The organism is Sphingomonas sp. GW821-FHT04B01 (assembly GCF_059420425.1).
In genome coordinates, this window is the sequence record NZ_JBWKTR010000002.1 from 194,049 (window position 1) to 219,703 (window position 25,655).

Annotated in this window: 21 protein-coding genes and 1 tRNA gene; 9 read left to right on the top strand and 13 right to left on the bottom strand. The window is 67.0% G+C overall.

Annotation, left to right across the window (positions count from 1 at the left end):
- The first annotated feature begins 21 nt into the window (after positions 1–21).
- Together AC07UH_RS07180 and AC07UH_RS07185 are read left to right on the top strand one after the other, a co-directional pair.
- Complete coding sequence (locus AC07UH_RS07180; protein WP_495180328.1) at positions 22–2,712, top strand: valine--tRNA ligase; 2,691 nt, start codon at positions 22–24, stop codon at positions 2,710–2,712.
- A gap of 247 nt (positions 2,713–2,959) precedes the next feature.
- Complete coding sequence (locus AC07UH_RS07185) at positions 2,960–4,393, top strand: MATE family efflux transporter (RefSeq protein WP_495180327.1); 1,434 nt, start codon at positions 2,960–2,962, stop codon at positions 4,391–4,393.
- A gap of 130 nt (positions 4,394–4,523) precedes the next feature.
- On the opposite strand, the gene AC07UH_RS07190 is transcribed toward AC07UH_RS07185, so the two are convergent.
- Positions 4,524–5,408 carry a diacylglycerol/lipid kinase family protein gene (locus tag AC07UH_RS07190; RefSeq protein ID WP_038659022.1) on the bottom strand — a complete coding sequence of 295 codons (885 nt, stop codon included), beginning with the start codon at positions 5,406–5,408 and terminating at the stop codon, positions 4,524–4,526.
- A gap of 88 nt (positions 5,409–5,496) precedes the next feature.
- Here AC07UH_RS07190 and hemB point away from each other — a divergent pair, with 88 nt between their 5' ends.
- Together hemB and AC07UH_RS07200 are read left to right on the top strand one after the other, a co-directional pair.
- Positions 5,497–6,489, top strand: a complete 993-nt coding sequence (hemB, locus tag AC07UH_RS07195; RefSeq protein ID WP_038659025.1) for a porphobilinogen synthase — start codon at positions 5,497–5,499, stop codon at positions 6,487–6,489.
- Complete coding sequence (locus tag AC07UH_RS07200) at positions 6,482–8,692, top strand: hypothetical protein (protein WP_495180326.1); 2,211 nt, start codon at positions 6,482–6,484, stop codon at positions 8,690–8,692. Before hemB ends, AC07UH_RS07200 begins: the two co-directional genes overlap by 8 nt.
- Here AC07UH_RS07200 and AC07UH_RS07205 read toward each other — a convergent pair.
- Entirely contained in the window at positions 8,689–9,192 is a 504-nt protein-coding gene (locus tag AC07UH_RS07205; RefSeq protein WP_495180325.1) for a hypothetical protein, read from the bottom strand. The two genes, AC07UH_RS07200 and AC07UH_RS07205, sit on opposite strands and share 4 nt — an antisense overlap.
- A gap of 82 nt (positions 9,193–9,274) precedes the next feature.
- Here AC07UH_RS07205 and AC07UH_RS07210 point away from each other — a divergent pair.
- A tRNA-Arg gene (locus AC07UH_RS07210) sits at positions 9,275–9,351 on the top strand.
- Between the two features lie 102 nt (positions 9,352–9,453).
- Complete coding sequence (locus AC07UH_RS07215) at positions 9,454–10,449, top strand: bile acid:sodium symporter family protein (RefSeq protein WP_495180324.1); 996 nt, start codon at positions 9,454–9,456, stop codon at positions 10,447–10,449.
- A gap of 62 nt (positions 10,450–10,511) precedes the next feature.
- Here AC07UH_RS07215 and AC07UH_RS07220 read toward each other — a convergent pair whose 3' ends face one another.
- The gene (locus tag AC07UH_RS07220; protein WP_495180323.1) at positions 10,512–13,391 is read right to left on the bottom strand and encodes a TonB-dependent receptor; all 2,880 of its coding nucleotides are present in this window, start codon (positions 13,389–13,391) and stop codon (positions 10,512–10,514) included.
- Positions 13,392–13,558: 167 nt separating this feature from the next.
- Between AC07UH_RS07220 and AC07UH_RS07225 the strand changes: the two genes are divergently transcribed.
- Positions 13,559–14,527, top strand: a complete 969-nt coding sequence (locus AC07UH_RS07225) for a ferritin-like domain-containing protein (protein WP_495180322.1) — start codon at positions 13,559–13,561, stop codon at positions 14,525–14,527.
- A gap of 33 nt (positions 14,528–14,560) precedes the next feature.
- Positions 14,561–15,595 (top strand): ferritin-like domain-containing protein, encoded by a 1,035-nt coding sequence (locus tag AC07UH_RS07230; RefSeq protein WP_495180321.1) that lies wholly within the window; start codon positions 14,561–14,563, stop codon positions 15,593–15,595.
- 28 nt (positions 15,596–15,623) lie between these two features.
- Here AC07UH_RS07230 and AC07UH_RS07235 read toward each other — a convergent pair whose 3' ends face one another.
- From AC07UH_RS07235 to AC07UH_RS07280, 10 genes are all read right to left on the bottom strand, one after another.
- Positions 15,624–16,373: a 3'(2'),5'-bisphosphate nucleotidase CysQ gene (locus AC07UH_RS07235; RefSeq protein ID WP_495180320.1), complete on the bottom strand. Its 750-nt coding sequence runs from the start codon at positions 16,371–16,373 to the stop codon at positions 15,624–15,626.
- Complete coding sequence (gene cysN / locus AC07UH_RS07240; protein ID WP_495180319.1) at positions 16,370–18,283, bottom strand: sulfate adenylyltransferase subunit CysN; 1,914 nt, start codon at positions 18,281–18,283, stop codon at positions 16,370–16,372. The genes AC07UH_RS07235 and cysN overlap by 4 nt, the downstream gene beginning before the upstream one ends.
- A complete protein-coding gene (gene cysD, locus AC07UH_RS07245; protein WP_495180318.1) occupies positions 18,283–19,182 on the bottom strand; it encodes a sulfate adenylyltransferase subunit CysD in 900 nt (299 codons plus the stop codon). Before cysD ends, cysN begins: the two co-directional genes overlap by 1 nt.
- A 58-nt stretch (positions 19,183–19,240) precedes the next feature.
- Positions 19,241–19,459, bottom strand: a complete 219-nt coding sequence (locus AC07UH_RS07250; RefSeq protein ID WP_038659049.1) for a hypothetical protein — start codon at positions 19,457–19,459, stop codon at positions 19,241–19,243.
- 76 nt (positions 19,460–19,535) lie between these two features.
- Entirely contained in the window at positions 19,536–20,774 is a 1,239-nt protein-coding gene (locus tag AC07UH_RS07255; protein WP_495180317.1) for an N-succinylarginine dihydrolase, read from the bottom strand.
- Positions 20,768–21,784, bottom strand: coding sequence for an arginine N-succinyltransferase (locus tag AC07UH_RS07260; protein WP_495180316.1), 1,017 nt, complete (start codon positions 21,782–21,784; stop codon positions 20,768–20,770). Before AC07UH_RS07260 ends, AC07UH_RS07255 begins: the two co-directional genes overlap by 7 nt.
- The gene (locus AC07UH_RS07265) at positions 21,781–22,986 is read right to left on the bottom strand and encodes a hydrolase (RefSeq protein ID WP_495180315.1); all 1,206 of its coding nucleotides are present in this window, start codon (positions 22,984–22,986) and stop codon (positions 21,781–21,783) included. The genes AC07UH_RS07260 and AC07UH_RS07265 overlap by 4 nt, the downstream gene beginning before the upstream one ends.
- Positions 22,987–23,040: 54 nt before the next feature.
- Positions 23,041–23,973 (bottom strand): DUF481 domain-containing protein, encoded by a 933-nt coding sequence (locus AC07UH_RS07270; RefSeq protein WP_038659061.1) that lies wholly within the window; start codon positions 23,971–23,973, stop codon positions 23,041–23,043.
- Between the two features lie 49 nt (positions 23,974–24,022).
- Positions 24,023–24,523 carry an RNA pyrophosphohydrolase gene (locus AC07UH_RS07275; protein ID WP_495180314.1) on the bottom strand — a complete coding sequence of 167 codons (501 nt, stop codon included), beginning with the start codon at positions 24,521–24,523 and terminating at the stop codon, positions 24,023–24,025.
- Entirely contained in the window at positions 24,520–24,684 is a 165-nt protein-coding gene (locus AC07UH_RS07280; RefSeq protein WP_171009379.1) for a hypothetical protein, read from the bottom strand. The genes AC07UH_RS07275 and AC07UH_RS07280 overlap by 4 nt, the downstream gene beginning before the upstream one ends.
- Before the next feature lie 54 nt (positions 24,685–24,738).
- Between AC07UH_RS07280 and AC07UH_RS07285 the strand changes: the two genes are divergently transcribed.
- Positions 24,739–25,635 (top strand): histone deacetylase family protein, encoded by an 897-nt coding sequence (locus AC07UH_RS07285; protein WP_038659067.1) that lies wholly within the window; start codon positions 24,739–24,741, stop codon positions 25,633–25,635.
- Positions 25,636–25,655: the final 20 nt, after the last annotated feature.

Genomic DNA, 25,655 nt, shown 5'->3' on the forward strand with positions numbered 1-25,655 from the left:
CCTAGCCGCTACAGCCCCGGCATGACCGAGCTTCCCAAGACCTTCGACCCCGCCGCCATCGAGACCCGCTGGTATCAGCATTGGGAGGCGAACGGCCTGTTCCGCCCCGACCGGCCGAATGCCGAGCCGTGGACGATCGTCAACCCGCCGCCCAACGTCACCGGCTCGCTGCATATCGGCCATGCGCTCGACAATACGCTGCAGGACATCCTGACGCGGCATGCGCGGCTCAAGGGCAAGGACGCGCTTTGGGTGGTCGGCACCGACCATGCCGGCATCGCGACTCAGATGGTGGTCGAGCGGCAGATGGCCACCAAAAGCGAGAAGCGCACCGACTTCAGCCGCGAGGACTTCGTCGCCAAGATCTGGGACTGGAAGGCGGAGAGCGGCGGCGAGATCACCCGGCAGCTGCGCCGGCTCGGCTGTTCGATGGACTGGGCCAACGAACGCTTCACGATGGACGAGGGCTTTTCGAAGGCCGTGCTCAAGGTGTTCGTCGAGCTCCATCGGCAGGGCCTGCTCTACCGCGACAAACGGCTGGTCAACTGGGACCCCGGCCTCGGCACCGCGATCAGCGATCTCGAGGTCGAGACCAAGGAGATCGCGGGCAAATTTTGGCATCTGCGCTACCCGCTCGCCGACGGCTCGGGTTACATCGAGGTCGCGACGACGCGACCCGAGACGATGCTCGCCGACATGGCGGTGGCGGTGAACCCCGAGGATGCGCGCTATACCGCCTTGATCGGCAAGCAGGTGAAGCTGCCGATCACCGGCCGGCTGATCCCGATCGTCGCCGACGACCATGCCGATCCGGCGCTCGGGTCTGGCGCGGTCAAGATCACGCCGGGGCATGACTTCAACGACTTCGAGGTCGGCCGTCGCGCCGGGATCGAGGCGCGCGACATGCTCAACATGCTCGATGCCAAGGCGCAGGTCTGCCAGACCGCAGACGGGCTGATCCCGGCCGAGCTGATCGGGCTCGACCGGTTCGCGGCGCGCGGGGCGATCGTCGAACGGCTCAAGGCCGAGGGCGTACTGATCGCGCACGTCGACAAGGAGGGCGTCGAACACGACGCCGAGCCGCGCACGATCCAGACGCCGTATGGCGACCGGTCCGGCGTGGTGATCGAGCCATGGCTGACCGACCAATGGTATGTCGACGCCAAGACGCTGGCGCAGCCGGCGATCGAGGCGGTGAAGTCCGGCGCGATCAAAATGGTGCCGAAGAGCTGGGAAAAGACGTTCTTCAACTGGATGGACAATATCCAGCCATGGTGCGTCTCGCGCCAGCTCTGGTGGGGACATCAGATCCCGGCGTGGTTCGACGCCGACGGCAAGGCCTATGTCGCCGAGACCGAGGAGGCCGCGCAGGCGCAGGCCGGGGCGGGCGTCGCGCTGACCCGCGATCCCGATGTGCTCGACACGTGGTTCTCCTCCGCGCTGTGGCCGTTCGCGACGCTCGGCTGGCCGGAGACCGACGACCCGACGCTCGGCGGGCGTTACCCCAACGACGTGCTGATCTCCGGCTTCGACATCCTGTTCTTCTGGGATGCGCGGATGATGATGCAGGGCCTGCACTTCATGCAGGAAGTGCCGTTCAAGACGCTGTATCTTCACGGTCTCGTCCGCGCCGCGGATGGCGCCAAGATGTCCAAGTCGAAGGGCAATACCGTCGATCCGCTCGGCCTGATCGACACATATGGCGCCGATGCCTTGCGCTTCTTCATGGCGGCGATGGAGAGCCAGGGCCGCGACATCAAGATGGATGAGAAGCGCGTCGAGGGCTATCGCAACTTCGCGACCAAGCTCTGGAACGCCAGCCGCTTCGCGCAGGCGAACGGCATCGGCGGCTCGACACCGGGCAAGGCGCCCGCGGCGACGCTGGCGGTCAACCAGTGGATCATCGGCGAGACGATCGCGACGGTGCAGGCGATGGACCTCGCGCTCGCCGACCTGCGCTTCGACGCGGCGGCGGAGGCGATCTATCAGTTCGTCTGGAACCGCTTCTGCGACTGGTATCTCGAGCTCATCAAGCCGACGCTCGGCGAGGATGCGGTGACGTATCCGGAGCATGCCGCCGAGACGCGCGCGGTGGCGGGCTGGGTGCTCGACCAGATCCTCGTCCTCCTCCACCCGTTCATGCCGTTCATCACCGAAGAGCTGTGGCATGCGATGGCGCCGCGCGAGCACGATCTGATCGTCGCGCAATGGCCGCTGGTCGACGGCGAGCATATCGATGCCGAGGCGATGGCGGATATCGCGTGGCGCATTCGCCTGATCGGCGAGGTGCGCACCGCCAAGAACGAGCTCGGCATCGCGCCGGGCACGCAGCTCAAAGCCTATGTCCGCGATGCCGATGCGACGACGCAGCGGCGTGTCAACGGCGCCTATACCGCGCTGCGCAAGCTCGCGCGGTTGCAGGAGGTGTCGTTCGCGCCTGCGCCGGCGGGCGCGGCGATCCAGTTGGTCGTCGACGAGGCGACCTATGTCATCCCGCTCGACGGCATCATCGATCTCGATGCCGAGCGCGCCCGCCTGACCAAGGCGATCGCCGCGGCGACGAAGGAGCGCGACGCGCTGGCGGGGCGGCTCGGCAATCCGAGCTTCGTCGAGCGCGCCAAGCCCGAAGCGGTGGAGAAGGCCAAGGCAGACCATGCCGACAAGGCGGCGGAGGCCGAGCGGCTGTCGGCGGCGCTTGCGCGGCTGGGATAGGAGCTGGAACGGCGCCTCCCTCTCCCCGTCACCCCGGACTCGTTCCGGGGTCCACCGGGCCACAGGCGTGCGCTGCCAATTTCGGCCGTTCTCCCAGCCGCAGAGTGGACCCCGGAACGAGTCCGGGGTGACGGGTGGTTCGTGAGAGGGCTCGACCCGACTGAACGATCGCCGCGTCTTCGCGGCGACGCGGTTATCGCGTAAGGCCGCGCCCTTGCAGATGCGAGCGGAGGAGGGGGCATCACGAATGGCGAGACCGCAACGCGACCTGACGTCCGGGCCGATCGGCAAGACGCTCCTGCTCTTCGCGCTCCCCACCTTGGGGTCGAGCGTGCTCCAGTCGATCAACGGCTCGATCAACGCGATCTGGATCGGCCAGCTGCTCGGCGAGCGCGCGCTGGCGGCGACGACCAATGCCGGACTTGTTATGTTCCTGCTGGTATCGGCGGTGTTCGGCTTCGGCATGGCGGCGACGATCCTGATCGGGCAGGCGATGGGCCGGCGCGATATCGACGGCGTCCGCCGCGTGGTCGGCACCGCACACGGTCTGTTCGCGATCCTGTCGCTGCTCGTCGTCGCGGCCGGCTGGATGACCGCGCCGGCGATCCTCACCGCGCTGCGCACCCCGGCCGACGCCTATCCGCTGGCACTTTCCTACCTTCGGGTGATCTTCGTCGCGATGCCGACCAGCTTTCTGGCGGTGCTGCTCAGCATGGTGTTGCGCGGGGCAGGCGATTCGGTGACGCCGCTCAAGTTCATGGCGCTGGGCTCGCTGGTCGACGTGCTGCTCAATCCGCTGCTGATCCGCGGGGCGGGGCCGATCCCCGCACTCGGCATCGCCGGGTCGGCGACGGCGACCTTCATCGCCAATACCGTGTCGTTCGCGGCGCTGCTCGCCTATGTCTACCGCCGCGATCTCGTCGTGCGGCTGCGCGGCGCGGAGTGGCGCTATCTGATCCCCGATCCGGCGCTGCTGCGGCCGATCGTCACCAAGGGCGTGCCGATGGGGTTGCAGATGCTGGTCGCGACCGGATCGGCGCTGGCGATGATCGGGCTGGTCAACGGCTATGGCACGACGACCACCGCCGCTTACGGCGCGGCGAGCCAGCTGTGGACCTATATTCAGATGCCGGCGATGTCGGTCGGCGCGGCGGTGAGTGCGATGGTCGCGCAGAATATCGGCGCGGGGCGCTGGGAACGGGTGGCGCGGATCACGCGATCGGGGCTGCTGCTCAACCTCGCGATGACGGCGGCATTGATCGTCGCGGTCGCGGTGCTCGACCGCGCCGCGCTGGGGCTGTTCCTCGGCAGCGATGCCGGGTCGATCGATCTCGCGGCGCACATCAATATCATCGGCTCGGCGAGCTTCCTGCTGTTCGGCGTCTCGATGGTGCTGTCGGCGACGGTGCGCGCCAATGGCGCGGTGGTCGGGCCGCTGCTGATCCTGGCGGTGGCGCTCTTCCCGATCCGGCTCGGCCTGGCTTATGCCCTGCAACCCAGCTGGGGCGCCGACGCGATCTGGTGGAGCTTCCCGGCCGGCTCGGCGGCATCGATGGTGATGACGATCGCTTATTACCGCTACGGCAGCTGGCGGAAGGGGCAATTGCTGCCCGCGGTCGAGGGCGAGGAGCACGCCAAGGCCGCCACCGAACCGACCGCCAAGCAGATGCCGGTGGGGTGATTTGCCCGCGAAGACGCGAAGGGGGCAGGCTTCGACAGGCTCAGGGCAAACGGTGGGCGTTCGCGTCGCTCTGCAAAGCCCCCGCGTCTCCGCGCCTTAGAGCGAAACCATTTCCCGTATTCGCGACAAATCACTCCGAGGCCGGTACCATCACCTCGATCACCCCGGGGGCGACCTCCGCCATCACCGGCGTATGTGCCAGCACCTCGCCGTCGATCGAGATCGGCAGCGACGGCTTGGTGTCGATACGCAGCGACTTGCCCGAGAAGCTCACCGTATCCTGATGCCGCGATTCGTGGCCGAAGAAGCTCGCCGCCCAGTTCTTCACCAGCGTCCGCTTGTAGCGGCCGGTGACCGCCTGCACGACGATCTCGCCCGAATTGACCGAGGCTTCGTCGACCAGCCAGGTGCCGCCGTGATACGGCCCGTTGGAGATGCGCACCTCGACGACACGCATCGTCTTGGTCTCGTTGCCGTCGTCGACGGTCAGGATGAACGGCTTGAACCGCGCGAACTGCCAGCTCGCCCAGCCGAGATAGCCGATCCGGCCGAGCACCTTCTTGAGGCCGTGCGGCACCGTCTCGGCGATCTGGGGGCTGATCCCCATCGCCGCGCAATTGGCGAAATAGTCGCCGTCGATGCGGCCGAGGTCGATGCGCTTGCGCACGCCGGTGCGGATCGCCTCGATCGCGCCCTCGACGTCCATCGGCAGGCCGAGCGTACGCGCGAAACTGTTGGCGGTCCCGAGCGGCAGCACGCCGAGCACCACGTCGTGGCCGACGAGCAGGTCGACCAGCCCGCTGATCGTGCCGTCGCCGCCGCCGAGGATGACGAGCTGCGGTTTCTTGGCGAGCGCGTTGCGCACCGTCTCGACGAGGTCGTCGGGATTTTCCACGGCATGGGCATCGACGGGATAAGGTAGTCCGCTCAACGCCTTGCATGCGCGTTCGAACAGGGCCTGACCTTTTCGGGACTTGGCGTTGACGATCAGAGCGGCGGACGTGAACTGGGTCATGGGGTTCCGATCGGTTACGGGCGCGCAACGCTTGGCAAGTGCGCCGCGATCCCTCAAAGCCAGCCATACCCGTCAAGCAGGATGCGTCATGACCGCTGCCTATCCCGCGCTCCGTCTGCGCCGTACCCGTTCGAGCGGCTGGAGCCGCCGCCTCCATGCCGAAACCGTGCTGACCCCGGCCGATCTGATCTGGCCGATGTTCATCGTCGGGGGCGAGGGCGTCGAACAGCCGATCGACAGCCTGCCCGGCGTGTCGCGCTGGTCGGTCGACGGCATCGTCGCGCGGGCGAAGGAAGCGCACGATCTCGGCATCCCCTGCGTCGCGCTGTTTCCGTTCACGCCGGCTGAGCTCAAGACCGACGACGGGCGCGAGGCGCTCAACCCCGACAATCTGATGTGCCGTGCGATCCGCGCGATCAAGGATGCGGTGCCCGAGGTCGGCGTGCTGACCGACGTCGCGCTCGACCCCTATACCAGTCACGGCCATGACGGATTGGTCGACGCGGCGGGCTATGTCGTCAACGATTCGACCGCGGATCTGCTGATCCAGCAGGCGCTCAACCAGGCGCGCGCTGGTGCCGACATCATCGCGCCGTCCGACATGATGGACGGCCGCATCGGCATGATCCGCAGCGCGCTTGAGGGCGAGGGTGCCCACAACGTCCAGATCATGAGCTATGCCGCCAAATATGCGAGCGGCTTCTACGGCCCGTTTCGCGACGCGGTCGGCAGCCGCGGGCTGCTCAAGGGCGACAAGAAGACCTATCAGATGGATGCCTCCAACGCGGAAGAGGCGCTGCGCGAGGTCGCGCTCGACCTTGCCGAGGGCGCGGACAGCGTGATGGTCAAGCCCGGCCTGCCCTATCTCGACATCATCGTGCGGGTGAAGACGCGCTTCGAGGTGCCGGTGTTCGCCTATCAGGTGTCGGGCGAATACGCGATGCTCGAGGCCTCGGTTGCCGCCGGCGCGGGCGAGCGCGACGCGCTGGTGCTGGAGACGCTGATGGCGTTCAAGCGCGCCGGCTGTTCGGGCGTGCTGACCTATCACGCAGCGCATGCGGCGCGACTGCTGAATGGCTGAGCCAACGGAGGGCGCCATGCGCGCCTGCCGCATCACCTTCGTGGTCACGATCCTCACCGGATCGTTCCTGCTGTTCCTCGTCCAGCCGATGGTCGCGCGGATGGCGCTGCCGCGGCTCGGGGGCGCGCCCGCCGTGTGGAATTCGGCGATGCTCGTCTATCAGACGCTGCTGCTCGGCGGTTACGCCTATGCGCACGCGCTGGCGCGGGTGCGGCCGGGGTTGCAGGTGCTCATCCATCTCGGGGTGCTGCTGGTCGGCGCGGCATGGTTGCCGATCGGGCTCGCGCTGACCGGCAGCCCGGCGGGTGTCACCCCGGCGCTGTGGGTGCCGTGGCTGCTCGGTGCATCGATCGGGCCGTTGTTCTTCGCCGTCTCCGCACAGGCGCCGCTGGTCCAACGCTGGTTCAGCATCGCGAGCCGCGAGGGCGATCCCTATGCGCTCTATGCGGCGTCCAACCTCGGCAGTTTCGGCGGGCTGATCGCCTATCCGTTGCTAGTCGAGCCGTTGCTCGCGCTGCGCCAGCAGAGCTGGCTGTGGAGCGGCGGCTATGTGCTGTTGATCGTGCTGGTGATCGCCTGCGCGTTCCGCCTGCCGCGCGGGGCGAGCGCCGATGTCGCGCGGCCGACCAGCGTACCGGCGACGCGGCGACGGATAATGCACTGGGTCGCGCTGGCGCTGGTGCCGTCGGGGCTGATGCTCGCGACCTCGACCTATATCACCACCGATATCGTCGCGATGCCGTTGCTGTGGGTGCTGCCGCTCGGCCTCTATCTGCTCAGCTTCACGATCGCCTTCGCCGCCAACCGCGAGATCGCCGATTTGCTCACCCGGATCGCGCCGATCACCATCCTGATGTTCGGCGGGGTGATGATCGGCGGATTCAACGAATCGCCGTTGGTCAATCTCACCATCGCGCTGACGTTGTTGTTCATGGCGTCGGTCGCGCTGCACACCCAGATGTACCGGCTGCGGCCCGAGCCAGACCGGCTGACCGGATTCTATCTCGCGATGGCATTCGGCGGCGCGCTCGGCGGCGTGTTCGCCGGGCTGGTCGCGCCGGTGGTGTTCGACTGGACCTATGAATATCCGATCCTGATCTTCGCGGCGGGGCTGCTCGTGCCGCAGGTGTTCCTGACGCACCGCATCCGCAGCCTGTGGACGACGCCGGCGAAGCGGCGCCTCGCTTATGCCGGCGTCGTGGCGACGCTGGTGCTGCTCACGGCGCTGACCTTCCGCGGGCCGGTGGCGCTGTTCGGCGAGGGGCATCAGGGGCTGACCTTCATCGGCATCGCGCTGATCGGGGTGATCTCGGTTGGTGCGCGCCCGTCCTATGCGATGATCCTGGCGGTGACGCTGGTGATCTTCGGCGGCTGGCGCGCGGTGGAGCTGTCGCTCGAACAGGGCGCGCGGACGCGCAGCTATTTCGGCGTGTACACGATCCGCGACGGGCGCGGCGTGCGCGAGCTCGACCATGGCACGACGGTGCACGGTATCCAGTTCACCGGCAGTCCCGTCCTCGAACGGCTGCCGACGACCTATTACGCGCCACCCTCCGGCATCGGCCGCGCGATGGAGGCACTCGACGGACTGTACGGCCCGGCGGCGCGGGTCGGGGTGGTCGGACTGGGGACCGGGACGCTCGCCTGCTATGCGCAGCCGGCGCAGCGCTGGCGCTTCTACGAGATCGATCCGGCGGTGGTGCGGATCGCGCGCGACACCGGCCAGTTCACCTATCTCAGGAACTGCCTGCCGCGGCCCGACATCCGTATCGGTGACGCGAGGATCAGCATCGAGGCGGACCGGCCGGCGAGCCTCGACCTGCTCGCGCTCGATGCCTTCTCGTCCGACGCGATTCCGATGCATCTGATGACGCGCGAGGCGTTCGGCGATTATGCGCGGGTGCTGCAACGCAAGGGGCTGCTGCTCGTCCATATCTCCAACCGCTTCCTTGATCTCGAACCGGTCGTCGCCGCCGCGGCGCAGGCGGGCGGCTGGCAGGCCGCCAAGCTCTATTACCAGCCCGAGCAGCCCACCCCCGTCGCCTCGCCGAGTCAGTGGATCGCATTGTCGCGGGACCCGGCGACGATGCGCGCGCTGGGCAAGGCGGATGCGCGCTGGGTGCCGCTTACCCCACGCGCCGGCTTCGTCGCCTGGACCGACGATTATTCGACGATCCTGCCGCTGCTCAAGTGGCGTCGCTAGGCGGCGCGCAGCATCGCCTGCAGCCGGTCGATCGTGGCACTCTGTCGATCCGCCTCGGCGACGATCCGTTCGCGCAGCGTGGCGAGCGCGGGATAGGCGGGGGCGAGCGCCGCGGCGCGGTCGGTCGCCGCCCGGTCCAGATCGGTGAGCAGCGACGAGGTCTGCGCCCGCCAGTCGTCCAGTCCGGCCAGCGCCGATTGCGCATCGAGCCAGGCATCGCTGCCGACGCCTTTGCCCCGCGCGCGACCGGCGGCGGCGTCGGCCTTGGCGGCATCGTTGCCATACCCCTTGGCGATCGTATCGAGCGTGCGCTGCCAGTCGGCGATCTTCGCATCGAGCGCCGGATCGGGCTTGGCTTCGACGATCGCGACCGCCGGTTCGGCGAAGCCCAGTTTCTCCACCGCACGCGGCGCCAGCGACGGATAGGGCGTCGCATCGTGCGCGCAGCTGGCGAGCGGGAGGAGGACGAGCACGGGGGCGAGCAGGAGGGCGGTTTTCATGCCATCGGTCTATGCGCGCGCAGAAAATGGCGCAACGCACTTGCGCCGGGCGAAACGTCTGCTATCAGCGCGCCTCCGATGTGCGCCCGTAGCTCAGCTGGATAGAGCATCAGACTACGAATCTGAGGGTCGGACGTTCGAATCGTTCCGGGCGCACCAGGATCTCCCCCGCGGACCAGAGATGGTTCGGCGGGGGTTTTCATATCCCCCGTCGGCGATCACGGGGTGGCCGTGCGGCGGATGACGGCCTAAGCGCTGGCCATGCTGCGCGCGATCCTCTCCTTCTTCGAACCTTTCATCCTGATGCTGCTCGGCACGGTGGTGATCGCCAGCCTGGTGCCGGCGCGAGGGGGCTATGTGGATATCGTCGCCGGCGCCGCGGATGTCGGCATCGTGCTGCTCTTCTTCCTGCATGGCGCCAAATTGTCACGCGCCGCGATCTGGGAAGGCGCGCGCAACTGGCGGCTGCACCTCACCGTCGTCGCCACCACATTCCTCGTCTTCCCGCTGTTCGGCCTCGCGCTCGGCCGGTTGCCCGGTCTCACCGGCGCGGTGGCGACTGGGATGCTGTTCCTCACCTTGCTCCCGTCGACGGTGCAATCCTCGATCGCCTTCACCGCGATCGCGCGCGGCAACGTCGCCGCGGCGGTGTGCAGCGCCTCCTTCTCCAACCTGGTCGGCATCGTGCTGACCCCGGCGCTGGTCGCGCTGCTGATCGGCAGCGGCGTCGGCGGGCAGGGGAGCGGCATTTCGCTCTCGGCGGTCGAGGCGATCGTCGCGCAGTTGCTGCTCCCGTTCGTCGCCGGCCATCTGCTGCGGCCGTGGATCGGCGGCTTTGTCGCGCGGCAGAGGCGGCTGCTGACGATCGTCGATCGCGGCTCGATCCTGCTCGTCGTCTACAGCGCCTTCGGGGCGGCGGTGGTCGAGGGTCTGTGGCACCGCGTATCCCCGGAGGACCTGATGCTGATCGGCCTCTTCTGTTCGGTGCTGCTCGCTGCGGTGCTGGCGTTCACCTGGCTGGCCGGGCGGCTGCTCGGTCTGCCCCGCGAGGATGCGATCGTGCTGTTGTTCTGCGGCTCGAAGAAGAGTCTCGCCTCCGGGGTGCCGATGGCGGGCGTGCTGTTTCCCGCGGCGCAGGTCGGCGCGGTGCTGTTGCCGGTGATGCTGTTCCACCAGCTCCAGCTGATCGCCTGCGCGGTGATCGCGCGGCGCTATGCCGATGCGGCGGGCGTGACTGCCGGTGTAACAGAAAGTTAGGTGGCCGGGTGACGGCAGCCGATGCCGTGCCGGCGGATCTTGGGTCCGCCGGCACGGGTACGTCAGAGCTTCGCCCGCACCGAGAAGCTGAAGTTCCTTGAGAAATAGCGGACATCCCGCGGCACGTCGTATGTGCCGAAATAGCTCTTGGTGCCGTTACGCGTCAGGTTGGACCCTTCAAGCGCGACGGTCAGGTGTTTGTTGATGTCATAGTTGATCGAAGCATCGAGCCGTTCGATCGGGTCGACGAAGATGTTGTTATACGGGTTATAGGCGTCGCGCCAGACCTGTTGCCGCGAACGCCAGTTGTACGCGACGCGGACGTTGAGACCGTTGCGTTCGTAGAAGCCGACCAGATTGTAGATGTACTTCGATACCCAGAGATAGGGACCAGAACGCGCAACTGCATCATATTTGTTGTTATATGATGGATAATCGACATGGGTCATGTTGAGCGTGGCGTTGACCGAGCCGCCGAACGATTTGAGTATGCCGGGCAGGAAGGTGAAGAAGGTGGTTGCCGATCCTTCCAGAACGCGATGATGCCCCTTGCCGAGATTATAGGGGCGGGTAACCAGCGTCGGCATATCGGGCGACTCCGGAAGGTATTCCGGGAGTTGTTGGTTGGCGAGCAGACCGTCCTGGTTCCACTGCCACGCAGCCAGGCTGATCGATCCTGTCGCGCCGAAATACCATTCCAGCGACGCGTCATAGGCGGTCTTCTTGATCGGGCCAAGCTTGGGATTGCCTCCCGAGGCATAGGGTTGGCCGGCATTGGCAAGGTTTATGTAAAGCGCAGGGTTGAGCAGATAAGAGGAGGGGCGATCGACCCCATAGGTATATGAGGTGCGAAGCTGCAATTTTGGTGTGATGTGGACGATCGCATTCAGGCTGGGCAACACATCGAGAGAATTATTCTTCGGCGCGTTTAGCGTGTCGGTATCGACGACCTGATAGCGTCCGTTGACCAACTCGACCGATGTTGTGCGCTGTAATGCCCTCAACTTTCTGATCGTGTTGACCAGCCGCGCTCCGACCGTCCCTTCGATCGGGAAGAGCAGTTTGACATTATAATGAACCATGCCGTACCCGGCGTACGTCGTTTCGGGACCCGAAAAGGCGCGGAATGGATTGTACGCCGGATAATAGTCGATCAGCTCCGGATGAACTTTGACCGCCAGACTGCGGATGGCGTTGAAGCTGGAGCGAATCGAGTCGTTGTCGCCAATCAGCCAATTGGCATTGGACCCTCCCTGAGCAGCACCGAGGCCCGAAAGGTGATAGTCTGGCAAGCTACTGATCGGTATCCGTAGGTTGTAAAATTCCCGTTGGCCCCACTGGCGATCATAGACACGTTCGAAATAGCGCACGCCGACCTTGAACCAATCGACCAAATTCCACGGCGTGTTGTACCGCAGGTCCGCCTGGAACTCTTTTGCGCTATTATGGGTGAATTCCTTGCGTTGCGAAAAACCGTCGACGTAGAGATAGTTCTTGGGATCGGTCAGGTCGATGTTCTTGAAGGTGACCTTCGAACCGCCTTTCGGGTCGGCGGGATCGTTGAACACGACGTCGAACTGCGGTTGCTGATTGAAGCGCACCCAGTGGAAGATGTCGTTCGAGTCGTTGTCCGATCGGGTGTAGTTCACCCAGGTGTTGAACTCGAACTGGTCGCTGCGATATTCGGCCTGGAAGCGCCCGTTGAAGGCGACGGTCTTATGCTGGTAGGAATCGCGCCCCGGGCCTACCGGGTCGATGCTATTGAGTGAAACGGATTTCACCAGACGGCCGTCATCCGCCATCACGATGTTCGACAACACGGGTGGCGGCGCAGACGAGGCCGAGTAGGTGACCGGAATGTCGAACCGGTGATCCGCCCACAGCATCGTCTGATGGTTGTATCCGCCTTCCAGCGTGATCGACCAATGGTCGTCCGGGCGCCATTGCGCCGATGCCGAAAGTGCTGCGCGCTGGGACCAGCCGTTCGTCCCGGCAAAGCCCACCTGCGGCGGAATATAGGTATTCGCCGGAAGCGTCGTGGGTGAGACGATCAGGCGGGGATCGGTGATCAGAGCCGGCAGCGCATTGTAGCGGATCGCCTCGTTCCACCTCACCTTGTTGTAGGTGCCGTTGAGCGTGAAGCCCAATTTCCCGATACCGGTGTCGGCATTGTAGGCGATCAGCGCGCTGTAGTACGGATTGAAGCGCTTCACCTGGTCCGCATAATCTTCGCGCAGGTTCAGCGAGTAGGTGGCGCCGTGCTTGAAGTCGGTCGGACGGCGCATGGTGAGATTGACCACCCCGGTCTGACTGCCCTCGACCTGATCGGGCGTGCGCGTCTTGTAGACTTCGATGCCGGCGACGAGGTCCGACGCGATATCCTGGAGATAGGTGGTCCGGTCGCCCGCGGAGAAGGTCGGTGACCCGTTGACCGTGGTCATCACCCCATCGAGCCCCCGGATCTTGATCGTGCCGCCTTCACCACGTTCGCGATCGATCTGTACACCCGGAACGCGGGCGAGTGCCTCGGCGACGTTTTTGTCCGGCAATTTGCCGATGTCCTGCGCAACCACGACGTCGACGATCTGCTGCGCGTGCCGCTTCGCGGCGCGGGCGCCCTTCACGTTCTCGCGCAGGCCGATGACGACGATGTCACCTTCAAGTCGTCCCGATTCGTTGCTGATCTTGGGTTGCGATTCGTCAACCTTCGATGAGCTGGCCGCCTTCTTGGTGCGCTTGCTCTCACGTTCTTGAACTTTCACCTTTTTCTTCTGTTCGGTAGCCTTATCCTCTGCATTCGCCTGGGTTTTTGCGTCTTGTGTCTGTGCTGTGGCATCGCTGACAGCAAACGCTGCGACCATCGCCGTAACGGCGACCCCTGCGACAAGTTTTCCTTTTCTCGACATCGACTTGGCCTCCCCCCTGTTACCGTTGGGCTGCATGGCCCCTCCATGGCCCCCGGCTCGGAATAAATACGATATTCAGTTTCTGTATTGTCCTACAAATCTTTTTGATCCAAACAGGCGAAAGGGGCAGCCGATGCGATTGTTGCGCATCCGGTTAATCCGGCGTCACGCCGAGGGGGCGGGTCAAGTCAGGGGAGAGGAAGATGACGGGGGAGGAATGGTTCGAGGGCGACGTCGGGGTGTGCAATGGCGGTCGCCGTGCTGCACTGGCAGCGCTGGTAGGGGGCGCGATCCTCACCGGACTGGCGAGGCCGGCCACGGCGCAGGTGTCGTCGTCGGTCGATACCGCGCCGCTACAGTTCGCGCTCAACCTGCAATATCTTACGACCAACTTCTTGCAGGTTCTGACATATGGCAAAGGGCGGCAGTTGCCGGCCGAGCATATCCGCGGCGGCGAACTCAGCGATCAACCGGGGGTGTCGGCGACGTCGGTGCTCCCGGTCAGCTTCCCCAGCGGCGTGCGCGGCATCCAGGCCCGTATCCACGAGATGGCGGACGAACATTGGTATCGTACGCTGATGCTACGCGGAATCTTGCGTGCCGATGCGCCCGCGCAGACCCTGATCGACTATTCGGCGGCGACTTTCGCCAGATTGTTCGTGGCGGCCGGCGCGATGACGGCGGACACGACCTTGTACCTCTACGAACCGTCGCCGACCGACGCCTTCGAGATGGTCCGCAACCTACTGCTGGCAGCGGAGACCTTCGTGAGCGTTCAGGCGTCCGTTTATGCCGCGCTGCTGCCGGGCATGACCAACGAGGTGACGCGGCCGATGATGGCGTCGATGGCGGCGAGCGCCGCCAGCAACGCCACGACGATCCGGTCGATGCTGTATGAATTGGCTCAGTCCAGCCCTGGCCTACTCACCAAGGTCGACCGGCTGGCGGCATGGCGGGACCGGATCGATGGATCGACAGGCACCGACCTGGGGCTGTCGCCGGTCGATGGCACGGCGCGCACGGCAACGACCGATGCGACCGGCGTCTATCTCGGCCGAACGCCGCAACAGGCGCTCAACGTGCTTTTCATGAGCGCGGATGCGGTCACGCGAGGCGGTTTCTTCCCGAACGGAATCAACGGCGCCGTCGTGCGCAGCGGCAAAGCGAACTGATCTACAGCAGCAAGGGGGGATGATATCATGGGCATGAACGTGAAGGGGACGGATGTCAGCGAAACGCGGCGGCGCGTCCTCGGATTGATCGGCGGTGCATCGGTGGCGGCGGGGGGGCTGGCGTTGCTGTCGGGGTGCAACGACGAAATCCGGGATGCGACCAGCGTTCCTGCGCCCACCCCGACGGCAACGGCGACGGCCACCGCCGCCGTACCGGGGGCCTATACGGCGACGAGTGCAGATTGGCTGAACTTCACGTTGCAGCTGCATTACCTGCTCGCCGCCTATCTCCAGCGCTCGCTCGATGGGACGACGCTGTCGGCGAGTTTAACGAGCGGCAGCGGTGCGGCGGGGCAGGTGAAGGGCGGGCAAGCGGTCGCGTTTTCCGATCCGGCGCTCAAGACGCTGGTGCGCGAGGTCTGGGGTGCGACGGTTGCACGCGTCGGCCTGCTGCGTCGAGCGCTGGGGTCGGCGGTCACCGCCCAGCCTTCGATCGACATCTCCGGAGGGCAGGGTAGCGCCTTTCAGGCGATCGCCGCCTATAGTGGCCCCAACGCCCAGGCGCCGGCGAGCGCCTTCAACCCCTATGCGTCGGAAAAGGACTTCCTGCTCGGTGCGGTGGCATTGTTCGCCGTCGCCACCAGTGCGATCACCCGGGTGGCTGCCGTCGCCGGCAGCGATGTAAGCGCATCGCTCGGTACGCTGAGCGCCGGGGTGGCGGCGAACGACTCGACGGTGCGCAATGCCCTATTCTACCGGGCAGACCTCGAGCCGCTCAAGCCAGCCGCGGGTGAAACCTCGTTGTTCGACCGCGCCAATGCCATGAGCGGCGGACGCGACCAGTTCGATGGCCCCAGCACGCTTGATCGGGGTATCGGGAATTTTTCGGGCAAGAACGCCGTGACGTCGAACATCACGATCAAAGACGCCAATTGGATCCAGATCCGTCGTACTCCGGAGCAGGCATTGGGCGTGCTTTATGCTTCCGCCACTTCCGTGCCGTCCGGCGGCTTCTTCCCGGCGGGAGTCAACGGGACGATCCACATCAGCGGGGCCAACATCACCTGAGACCAACGGCGCGGCCGCCGGGCCGCGCCTATCGCGTAGCCGCAGCGACCGCCGCCAGCACCTGGTCCGCCAGTTCAGGGCGGCAGATCAGCAGGTCGGGGAGCAGCGGATTGGCGCAATTGTAGACCAGGGGGCTGCCGTCGATGCGCGAGGCATGGAGGCCCGCCGCCAGCGCCACCGCGGCGGGCGCGCAATTGTCCCATTCATACTGGCCGCCGTCGTGCAGGTAGATGTCGGCGCGGCCGTCGACCACCGCCATCGCCTTGACCCCCGCCGACCCCATGCCGACCCGTGTCGTCGCCAGCGCCTCGCTGACCCGCGCGACCATGTCGGTCATGCGGGTGCGGCTGACCACCATGCGCGGGGCGGCGGCGCTGCGCAGATGCGTGCAGCGCGCCTCGGCGGTGGTGTAGACGCGGCCGGTGGTCGGCACCGCCACCGCGCCCACCGTCGGACGGCCGCCGATCGCGAGGCCGATATGCACCGCCCAATCGTCGAGCCCCTCCGCATAGTCGCGGGTGCCGTCGAGCGGATCGACGATCCACACCCGCTCGGCCGCACAGCGGGCGCGGTCGTCGATCGATTCCTCCGACAGGATGAAGTCGTCGGGTCGCGCGGCGCGCAGGCGATCGAGGATCAGCGTGTTCGCCTCGCGATCGCCGGCGTCGCCGAGCGCCTTGCCGTGCGCCTCGCCGCGGTCGCGGATCGCGAGCAGCAGTGCGCCGGCCTCTACGGCGACGCTGCGCGCCAGTTCGACGTCGGTGGCCGCAGCCGTCACAGTTCGAAACTCCACACGCCGAGCACATGCTCGACGATCCGTTCGGCGGCAGCCTCGGCGCTTTCGCGACGCGTGTCGATATGGATATCGGGCCGCTCCGGCGGTTCGTAGGGGCTGGAGATACCGGTGAAATGCGCGATCTCACCGGCTCGCGCCTTGGCGTAGAGACCCTTGGGGTCGCGCGCCTCCGCCTCGGCCAGCGGCGTATCGACGAAGATCTCGACGAACTCGCCGGCGGGCAGCAGGCCGCGCACCAGATCGCGCTCGGCACGGAACGGCGAGATGAAGGCGGTCAGCACGATCAGCCCGGCATCGGTCATCAATTTAGCGACCTCGCCGACGCGGCGGATGTTCTCGATCCGGTCGGCATCGCTGAAGCCGAGATCCTTGTTGAGCCCGTGGCGGACGTTGTCGCCGTCGAGCAGGAAGCTGTGGCGGCCGAGCGCATGCAGCTTCTTCTCGACCAGATTGGCGATCGTCGACTTGCCCGATCCCGACAGGCCGGTGAACCACAGCAGCCGCGGCGACTGGCCCTTCTGCCGGGCGTGCGCCTCGCGGGTGATGTCGACCGATTGCCAATGTACGTTCTGCGCGCGGCGCAGCGCGTGGTGGATCATCCCGGCGGCGACCGTCGCATTGGTCTCGCGATCGATCAGGATGAAGCCGCCGAGTTCGTGGCTGTCGGCATAGGGCTGGAAGACCAGCGGCGCGTCGGTGAACACCTCCGCCACGCCGATATCGTTGAGCGCCAGCGTCTTGGCCGAGAGATGCGCCTGCGTGTTGACGTCGACGACATGCGCGGGCGGCTGCACCGTGGCGCCGACAGTGCGGGTGCCGAGCTTGAGCCAATAGCCGCGACCGGGGACGAGCGCGGTATCGGCGAGCCAGACGAGCGTCGCCTCGAACTGGTTGGCGGCCTCGGGCGGCGCCTCGGCGGCGGCGATGACGTCGCCGCGCGAGCAATCGACCTCGTCGGCGAGCACCAGCGTCACCGCCTCGCCGGCGCCAGCCGTGTCGCGATCCCCGTCATAGGTGACGATCCGCGCGACCTTGCTCGTCTTGCCCGACGGGACGATCCGGATGGGATCGCCGGTGCGGATGCGGCCGGCGGCGATCGTGCCGGCGAAGCCGCGGAAATCGAGATCGGGCCGGTTGACCCATTGGACCGGCAGCCGGAACGGTGCGGCGGTCGCCCGATCGGCCTCGATCGGCACGGTCTCGAGATGCGGCAGCAGCGCCGGCCCTTCGTACCAGGGCATGGCGTCGGAGCGGGCCAGTATGTTGGCGCCGGTCAGGCCGGAGAGCGGGATGGCGGTGAAGCCGGCGATGCCGATACTGTCCGCAAACGCTTCGTAATCGGCGACGATCTGCGCGAACCGCGCCTGATCGTGATCGACCAGGTCCATCTTGTTCACTGCCAGCACGATGTGGCGGATGCCGATCAGATGGGCGAGGAAGGAGTGGCGCCGCGTCTGCGTCAGCACGCCCTTGCGCGCGTCGATCAGGATCACCGCCAGGTCGGCGGTCGAGGCGCCCGTCACCATGTTGCGGGTATATTGTTCGTGGCCGGGCGTGTCGGCGACGATGAACTTGCGCTTGTCGGTGGCGAAGAAGCGATAGGCGACGTCGATCGTGATGCCCTGCTCGCGCTCGGCGGCAAGCCCGTCGACGAGCAGGGCGAAATCGATATTCTGCCCCTGCGTGCCGAGCCGCTTGCTGTCCGCCTCGAGCTGGCTGAGCTGATCCTCGAAGATCGTCTTCGAATCGTAGAGCAGCCGGCCGATCAGCGTGGACTTGCCGTCGTCCACCGAGCCGCAGGTGATGAAGCGCAGCATCGATTTGTGCGCATGACCGTCGAGGTAGGCATGGATGTCCGCGGCGATTAGCGCGTCGGGCGTATAGGCGGTCATCAGAAATACCCCTCGCGCTTCTTCTTCTCCATGCTGGCGGCCTGATCGTGATCGATCGCGCGGCCCTGGCGTTCGGAGGTGGTGGTGAGCAGCATCTCCTGGATCACGTCTGGCAGGGTCGCCGCCGCGCTCTCGACCGCCCCGGTCAGCGGATAGCAGCCGAGCGTGCGGAAGCGGATCGAGCGTTCGACCGGCACTTCGCCGGGATGCAGCCGAAAGCGATCGTCGTCGACCATCAGCAGAATGCCGTCGCGCTCCACCGTCGGGCGCGGCGCGGCGAAATAAAGCGGGACGATCTCGATCCCCTGATCGAGGATGTACTGCCAGATATCGAGCTCGGTCCAGTTGGACAGCGGGAAGACGCGGATGCTCTCGCCGCGGTGGATGCGCGCATTGTAGAGGCTCCAGAGTTCGGGCCGCTGCGCCTTGGGGTCCCAGCCCTGACTCGCCGAGCGGAACGAGAAGATCCGCTCCTTGGCGCGGCTCTTCTCCTCGTCGCGGCGCGCGCCACCGAAGGCGACGTCATAGCCGCCCGCCTTCAGCGCCTGTTTGAGCCCCTCGGTCTTCCACAGATCGGTGTGGCGGCTGCCGTGATCGAAGGGGTTGATCCCCGCGGCGACCGCATCGGGATTGGTGTGGACGATCAGCTCCATCCCGGCATCGGCCGCGGCCTTGTCGCGCAAGTCGTACATCGCGCGAAATTTCCACGTCGTATCGACGTGCAGCAGCGGGAAGGGGGGGCGTGCGGGGAAGAAGGCCTTGCGCGCGAGGTGCAGCATGACCGCCGAATCCTTGCCGACCGAATAGAGCATCACCGGCCGTTCCGCCTCGGCGACGACTTCGCGCATGATGTGGATGCTTTCGGCTTCAAGCCGTTGTAAATGGGTAAGCCCGCTCATCAGCGTCCAGATAAGCATCCTGCGCGACGATGCGACGAACTTATCCTATCGGGCGGCCCTAGTCCGACTGCCGCCGCTCGACCGAATCGAGCAGCACGCCGCCGACCATGAACACCGCGATCGGACAGCAGGCGAACAGCAGCCAGCCGCCATAGCCCGGATATTGCTGGAGATAATGGATGCCGCGCTCGACCGCGCCGAGGCCGAGCCCATAGATGACGAGGAACGCCTCGAATTTCGTCTTGATGGTGAAGAGGCGTTTGATCCGTGTCCACATGCGCTGCCCCACGCAAGCACCGGGCCAGTGGCGGAAAACTGCCATTCGCCGCGGGCAGCGTTAGGTTAATTGTCAATTAACCCGACAGGTCCAGCGCCTGCCGCAGCCTGCCGTGGGCGGTTTCGATGTCCCGGATGAGGGCGTCGTCGCCGAGGGCGTCGGGGTCGATCGTCTCGGGCCACCAGCGGCGGACGATCGCGCCGATCGCATCGAGCTTCGCCGCATCGACGAGGAAGCGCGGATCGATCGTGGCGGGATCGGCGACGACGCGCAGCCGCAGGCAGGCGGGGCCGCCGCCATTGGCCATCGACTGGGTGACGTCGACCGTCTCGACCCGGCGGATCGGGCCGTTGCCGGCCTGATGGCGTTCGAGCCAGCCCCAGACCGCGCTATTGGCCCTGGCCTCCATCGGCACGACCAGCGTCGGCCCGTGCGCGGTCGTCACGAGCTGTGCGTTGAACAGATAGGAGGCGATCGCGTCGGCGAGGCTGACCTCGCTCTCCGGCACCTCGACGATCTCGACTTCGGGCAGCAGGCGGCGCAGGTCGGCGTAGAGCCGGTCCTTGTCGGCGAAGGCGCGCTCGTGCGCGAACAGCACGCGTTCGTTGGCGACCGCGACGACGTCGTTGTGGAAGGCACCGGCGGCGACCGCCTCCTCCGACTGCTGGACGAACAGCGTCCGTGCCGGATCGAGCCGATGCGCGCGCGCGATCGCGGCGCTCGCCTGCAGGTGCTGGCGTGCGGGGAATTGGCCGCCGGCGACGGTGTAGACGAACAGCTCGACCCCCGGCGCGTCATGCGCCGCGGCGAGGCGCATGTGGTTGGCCGCGCCCTCGTCGCCAAACGGGGCGGGGATCGGCCCGTGGACGGCGAAGGCGTCCTTCGCGAAGGCGGCGCGGAGCTGCGCCAGCGTCTCGGGCCATTCGTGACTGCGATGCGGCATCGTCATCAGATTGGCGACGGTGAGATGGCAGCGGCCGTCCGCCGTATCCGGCGCCGGCGAGACGGTCGCGGCATTGGCCGCCCACATCGCCGAGGCGGACATGGCTTGCGCCTGCAACAGCGGCGGCGCGTCTTCGTAGCGGGTCGACAGCGTATCGAGCCACGCCCTGTCCGGCCGCCGGTGCGGCAGCAGCACGCCCTGCGTCAGCCCGAGCGCGAGATTGGCGCGCATCTTGTCGAGCCCCTGCAACGCCGCCGCGCGCGGTTGCGACACCTGCCCAGCATGCGCGGTCGCGGCGAGATTGCCCGGCGAAAGGCCGGCATAATTGTGGCTGGGGCCGACGATGCCGTCGAAATTGATCTCGATCACCACCGCGGCACCTGCAATACGTCATCGCCGGGACCGACGCCGAGCGCCTCCGCGCAGTCGCGCGACAGGGCGATGCCGCCGTCATCGTGGCGGATCATCCCATAAGCGCATCGGAAGTCCGCCAGCCGGCCGACCGAGATCAGGGATTCGTCGCCGTCGACGTCGTCGATCGCGACGATCCGCCGCTCGCGTGCCTGTTCGATCGTCTTCACCCGGTCGGTCCGCGCGGTCATCGTCGGGCCGCCGTCGAAGATGTCGACATAATGTTCGTAGCTGAAGCCTTCGTTCTCCAGCATCCGCATCGCCGCGCGACCGCTGGGATGCGGCAGGCCGATCGCCGACCGCGCCGCCTCGGACAGCATCGCGGTATAGATGGGGTGTTTGGGCATCAGGTCGGCGATCATCTGATGGCCGTTGATCGCGTTGAATTGATCGGCGTCCTGAAAGTTCATCCCGAAGAACCGCCCCGCCAGCCCGTCCCAGAACGGCGAGCCGCCCGCCTCGTCGATCACGCCGCGCAATTCGGCGAGGATACGGTCGGCGAAGCGGGCGCGGTGCGCGCGGATGAACAGATAGCGGCTGCGCGCGAGCAGCAGACCGAGCCCGCCGGCGCGTTCGCCGGGATGGAGGAACAGCCCGCCGACCTCGCACGATCCTTCCAGATCGGTGGTCAGCGCCAGCATCTCGGCACGGAAGGTGCGCGCCAGCTCCTTGCTGTGCTGGGTCAGCGTGCCGAGGCGGTAGCTGTAGAAAGGATGCTGCTGCCCGACTTGCGTGAACAGCTGGCAGGTGCCGCGCACCTCGCCGGTCGCGACATTCTCCAGCATCAGCACGAACAATTCGTCGGTGACCGCGCCGTCCTGCCGCGCGAAGGCGGCCCCGGCGCGCTCGAGCTTGCCGCGCAGCGCGGTGCGGTCGGGCGGCAAATTGGTGAAGCCGCCGCCGGTCAGCTTGGCCATTTCGTAGAGATGCTGCAGGTCGTCGGCACGCGCCGCCCTGATCCGGAAGGTCATGCATGCCCCTTTCGCAGGATGCGGTGGATGGTGAGCGCCGACAGCGCCGCCCGCTCGGCGAGGCTGTCGACGATCATGAATTCGTCCGGCGAATGGATCGCCCCGCCCCGCACCCCCATCGTGTCGACGACGGGGACGCCGGCGGCGGCGATGTTGTTGCCGTCGCACACCCCACCGGTGGCGCGCCACGCGATCGGAATGCCGAGATCGGCACCGACGGCGGCGACGAGCCCGAACAGCACCTCCGCGCCGGTGTCGAGCGGCTTGGGCGGGCGATTGAAGCCGCCATGGACCGTGATCGCGACGTCATGCGCCGCGGCGACCTTTGCGACCGCCGCGTCGATTGCGGCGCGGGCGCGGGCGATCTCGGCGGCGGCGGCCGGGCGGAAGTTGACGCGCAACACGGCGAGATCGGGGACGACGTTGTTCGGACCGCCGCCGTCGATCCGCGCCGGATTGACCGCGAGGCCCGGTGCGTGCGCCTCGGCGAGCCGCACCGCCAGCGCCGCGGCGGCGACGATCGCATTGCGGCCGTCTTCGGGATTGCGGCCAGCGTGCGCGCTACGCCCACGCACCACGATCGAGAAATTTCCCGTACCGCCGCGTGCACCGGCGAGCGTACCGTCGGGCAGCGCCGGTTCGTAGGTCAGCGCCGCGACCTTGCCGCGCGCGGCCCGCGCGAGCAACGCGGCCGAGGACAGCGATCCGGTCTCCTCGTCGGAGTTGATCACCACCTCATATCCGAGCCGCGCCGCGCCCGCCGCCTCGACCGCCCGGAGCGCCGCGAGCATCACCGCGAGGCCGCCCTTCATATCGGCGGTGCCGGGGCCGTTGATCGTGCCGTCGGCGCGGCGGGTCAGCGTCTGGAAAGGATGATCGGCGGGATAGACGGTATCCATATGGCCGGTGAACAGCATCTGCACCGGCGCGTCGGGCCGCACCCGCAGGTGGAGGTGGCGGCCGTGGGCGATGTCCGCGACGCTGCCGTCGGCGGCAACCGCTTCGGCCGGTTCGGGTTCGACCAGCATGATCTCCCCCGGCAGCACCGCGAAGGCGTCGGCGAGCAGTGCCGCCATCCGCCCGACCCCGGCGAGATGGCGCGTCCCGCTGTTCACCGCCGCCCAGCGCTCGACCTGATCCAGCATCGCGGCCTGGTCGATCGTCGCGACCAGTGCGTCTTCGTCGTCCGGCAATCCTCTCATCCGGGGACGTTAGCCGATGGACGCGGCGGGGGGAACCGGCCGCTGCGCGTCAGCCTAGAAGCTGTATACCAGCGACGCGCGGCTGGTCGTGTCCGTGGACAGCGACCCCACCGGTGGCATGCTTTCATATTGGACGTTGTACGACAGCGCCGCCGACAGCGGCCCGATCAGCTTGGCGTTGACCGAGGTCGTGCCGCTCAGCGTCGAATTCGAGCTTTGCACATAGGCCGACGCGTTCTGCGTCACCGACAGGCCGGGCAGCAGCCGCCAGTTGAACGCCAGGGTGCCGCGACCGGCGATGTTGCTCTGGTCGGTCTGATCGGTGAACGCCGTCTGGCGGAACGCCGGGCCGAGCTCGATGTCGAGCCGGATCGCCGAGGTCTTGATCGCGCTGTAGCCGACGCCGGTCGACGCGGAATAGCGGTGATAGAAGCCGAGGAACCGGTCCTCTTCATATTGCGCGGCGCCGTAGAGGTAGACGCGATCCTTGATCTTGTAGTTCGGCTCGTAGCTGGCGAGATAATGTTCGCGCGTCGTGATCCCGGCGTTTTCCTGATAATCCGCCTGGATGTGGAACTTGTGCCGCCATTGCAGGCCTTCGCGGGTCAGGTCGAGCACCGCCGAACCGCCCTTGCTGTCGGTGTTGCCGGTGGTGATGTAGCCGCCGAGCTCGGCGCGGCCGCTCCACAGGTCGAACATGCTCGCCTGCCGGATCGTCGTCTGCCGCGCCTGCGCGCGGTCGCTGCGCCATTTCTGCGCGATCGCCAGCACCGCATCGGCGCTCGCCGGATCGGCAAGCCGGGCATATTTGACCACCACCGACACGTCGCCGTCGTTGCCGCTCTCGATCGCCGCATCGAGCATCGAGCGGATCGCGGCGGGGATCGGCACCTTGCTGTCGTCCGGCTCGCCATCCGCCGCCGCGTTGGCGAGCAGCAGCGGGGCGAGGATCAGAACGAGGATCGGGGACAGCAGGGTAGCGCGCACATCGCGCGCTCTACCCGTTGAGTCCGTAGAGGAAACCCCCAAAATCCGCTCACCCCGTTTGGTCTGCGCCGAGCCGAGGCCGGAACGCGGCGAGCACGGCCGTGTAGAGATCGCGTTTGAACGGCACGATCAGCGTCGGCAGGTCGTCAGGATCGCTCCATCGCCAGGCGCGGAATTCGGGGTGGGGCGTGTCGATCCGCACGTCGGCATCCTCGCCGAGGAAGCGGAACAGGAACCAGCGCTGACGCTGGCCGCGCCATTTGCCCTTCCACACCTTGCCGACCATGTCGTCGGGCAGGTCGTAGAAGAAGTCGTCCGGCGCCTCGGCGACCAGTTCGACCTTGTCGGGCGAAATCCCCGTCTCCTCGCCGAGCTCGCGGACCGCCGCCGCATAGGCGTCCTCGCCGGGATCGATCCCGCCCTGCGGCATCTGCCATGCCTCCAGGATCGTATCGATGCGCTGGCCGACGAAGACCTTGCCGTCGCGGTTGACCAGCATGACGCCGGCGCAAGGACGGTAGGGCAGGCGGGCGTTGGCGTCGTTGCTCATCGGCCGGCCGCCGCCGGCTCACCGACCGGCAGATCGGCGAGCGCGCGAGTCGCGCGGAACGCCTCGCGCGCCTCGGCGGGCGGCATCGCGTGCCGCGCCGGTCCGGGCAAGGCGTTGCGATAATCGAGGAAACTCCGGACGTCAGGGGGCGTATCGGTCATGCGTCACTCCGCAGGCGGCTTGGGGAACGGCCACCGCATCCCCAACTACCGGGCGTGATCCCGATCGTCCATCATCCCGCCTATGTCGCGCCGGCGCCGGCGCGCTCCACCTACCGCTGGAACAAGAACGGCCTGATCCGCGACCTCCTGCTGGCCGAGGGGCCGCGGGTGGCGTGGCACGCCCCCGAACCGATGCCGCTGCATTGGCTGGAGGCGGTGCACGACCCCGGCTACGTCGCCGAGGTGCTGGCCGCCGACGTGCCGTATCTGAAGACGCGCCGCATCGGCTTCCCGATCACGCCCGAGGTCGCGGCGCGCGCGCAGGCGGTGCCGGGGGGCACGTGGCTGGCGGCGCATCTCGCGCTCGATTACGGCTTCGCGGCGAACACCGCGGGCGGCAGCCATCATGCGCTCGCCGACACCGGTGCGGGCTATTGCGTATTCAACGATCTCGCGCTCGCCGCGGTGCGGCTGATCGAGGAGGGGACGGTCGACCGGCTGGCGGTGGTCGATTGCGACGTCCATCAGGGCGACGGCACCGCCGCGCTGCTCGCCGGGCGGCCGGAGATCGCGACCTATTCGATCCACGCCGAGAAGAACTTCCCGGCGCGCAAGGCGCGTTCGACGCTCGACGTGGCGCTGGCCGACGGGGTCGGCGACGACGCCTATCTGGCGACGCTGGCGGCAACGCTCACGCCCTTCCTCGCCGAGCATCGGCCACAGCTGATCCTGTATCAGGCGGGCGTCGATCCCTTTGCGGGCGACCGGCTCGGACGGCTGTCGCTGACGCTCGACGGACTGGCGCGGCGCGAGCGGCTGATCGCGCGGCTGACCCGCGGCATCCCGCTCGCGAGCACCGTCGGCGGCGGCTATGGCGACGACGCGCTGGAGATCGCGCGACGGCATGTCGCCGCGATCCTGACGCTCGGCGAGGCGATTGCGGCGCGCTGACCCTTTCCTGATCGGGCAAG